Source organism: Streptomyces sp. M2CJ-2 (genome assembly GCF_016757295.1).
Taxonomy (GTDB): Bacteria; Actinomycetota; Actinomycetes; order Streptomycetales; family Streptomycetaceae; genus Streptomyces.
Map to the genome: position 1 here is coordinate 1 of NZ_JAESIF010000196.1, position 2,232 is coordinate 2,232.

At 66.7% G+C, this 2,232-nt stretch carries 1 protein-coding gene and 1 pseudogene; both read left to right on the forward strand.

All coding sequences use genetic code 11. The features are described 5' to 3' along the window. Positions 1 to 63: 63 nt before the first annotated feature. Positions 64 to 1,330 (forward strand): annotated as a pseudogene (locus tag JL475_RS38680) (ISAs1 family transposase). A gap of 43 nt (positions 1,331 to 1,373) precedes the next feature. Beyond that, entirely contained in the window at positions 1,374 to 2,231 is an 858-nt protein-coding gene (locus JL475_RS38685; RefSeq protein ID WP_202282875.1) for a hypothetical protein, read from the forward strand. Position 2,232: the final 1 nt, after the last annotated feature.

Here is a 2,232-nt window from a genome sequence, read left to right on the forward strand (position 1 = left end):
GCTCCTCATGCCATTCTCGCAGGCCAGCCCGCGAATCCGCCGACCACGTGTGCCTACCTACTGATGAAGTCGGGTGCTGCGCCCGTCACGACGCCCCCGCCCGTCGGCCCGGCGGCGGTCGTGCCGCCCGGACTCCTGGATGCCCTGGCCCGCGTGCCCGACCCACGCGACCGTCGGGGACGACGTTTCCAGCTGACCACGTTGCTCGCCGTCGGCGTCTGCGCGATGACCTGTGCCGGGCACAACTCCCTTGTCTCCATCGCGGAATGGGCACGGCGGTGTGAGCAGGAGGTTCTGGCCCGGCTCGGCTGCCCGTACGATCCCTTCACCCGGGCGCTACCGCGCTCCGGGTGAACGCACCCTGCGTGACGCGTTTGCCAGGGTCGATCCCGCGGCGCTGACCGCGGCCGGCTTCGCCCACCTGGCTGCTCTCGCCACCGCACCCCTTGCGCCGGTGAACCCGGACGGCACCCGCGAGCGTGAACAGCGCCGCGCCCACCGCACCGCCCGACGCGTCCGTCCAGGCCGCCGGACCATCCGCAGACGTGCGATCGCCGTCGACGGTAAATGCCTGCGCGGTGCGGTACGCGCCGACGGATCGAAGGTGTTCGTGCTCAGCGCGGTGCGCCACGACGACGCGCTGACCGCGGCCCTGCGTGAGATCGGCGCGAAAACCAACGAAATCCCCGAGTTCGCCCCGCTGCTGGACCAGATCGCCGATACCGACCTCACCGACGCGGTCGTCACCGTCGATGCCCTGCACGCCCAGACCGCCCATGCCCGCTACCTCGTGGAGCAGCGCAAAGCGCACTACCTGCTGTCCGTGAAGCACAACCAGCCCATCCTCGCCCGCCAGCTGGCGAAGCTGCCCTGGCGCGAGATGCCCGTCCAAGACCGTTCCCGCGACCGTGGTCATGGCCGTGAGGAAGTACGCGAGGTCAAGGTCGCCAGCGTGGACAACCTGCTGTTCCCGCACGCCGAACAGGTCGTACGCATCCACCGCAAGCGTCGCCGGCTCGGCACGAAGAAGTGGTCCACCGAGACCGTCTACGCGGTCACCGATCTCGCCGCCCACCAGGCCGACGCCGCCGAGATCGCCGCCTGGGCCCGCGGGCACTGGATGATCGAATCCGCCGTCCACTGGTCCAAGGACGTCGTCTTCGGCGAGGACCTGAGCCAGGTCCGCCGCCACCGCACTCCCGTCGTCGTGAGTGTCTTCCGTGACCTGGCCCGCGCCGCCCTCCACCGGGTCGGCTGGGCCAACATCGCCAGTGGCCGCCGCGCTCACACCCGCCCCGAAGCCGTCCTCACCCTCCACGGCATCCCATGATCAAACCGGGCGAACACGACTCTCCCCGGGGCCTTGGGTTCAGATGACCCCGCTCGACACTTCACCAGCTGAGGGCTACCTTCCGTTCTTCGGTTCGGATTCCATCAAGTTCCTCGCGGCCGAGGCGCGCTGCGGTGTGGATACAGGTGGGTGTGTGGACGACAAGACGGACTGGGTCTGGGCAGGGGACGAAGAGCCCGTCTGGGACGGGAACAACGACACTGACGTGGTCTCCGGCAATGTGACCCACAAATGGAACGGGTCGCTTCAGGATGAATCCGGCAAGAAGGATATCAATCTGTCAAAGAAGTTCCCCGTGGACTTCGCCTGGCTCTTCACCTCGGAACAGGAGGTCGTGGACCCGGGGCGCGGCGGCAGCTGGGCGATCGTTTCTCTTTCGACAGGCTCGATCACCGTACGATGCGACAAGGTGTACGCAACTCGCGGTTGCGTACTGCCTGACTACGTGCCCGGGTACAAGTTCAACGCCGCGGCCTACCCGGCCGCTTCGGCGCACGCGTGGCTGATCCAGAACAAGGCCAAACACAGGGGACTTGGCGCAAGTCCGGACAATCCATTGAAGTACATCCCTGGCCCCAAGAAGGGCGAAGTAGTTCCCTCGCGGCCGGGCGGGGATGCCACCGGGTACAACAAGAACGACTCCCGGGAAAAGGTGATGTGCCCCAAGTCCCGCTCACTGCGGATCAATGGATGGGTACCGAAGAGGCTTTTCCTCAATCACCCCCATACCTTCCTGCATCATGAGCTCGTCCCCCTGGAAGGGCAGACTCGATCTCGTGCGACGAGTATCCGTTTGCTGCGACGTATCAGCCTGGATCCACCGCATGACGGCCGGCTGCGGAAGGCGGAACGAGAAGAGGTGCCCGCTGACCTGCGATGAT

Bases quoted from the DNA above. Each gene is read 5' to 3' on its own strand.
- JL475_RS38685 (WP_202282875.1), top strand. From the start codon at position 1,374: ATGACCCCGCTCGACACTTCACCAGCTGAGGGCTACCTTCCGTTCTTC.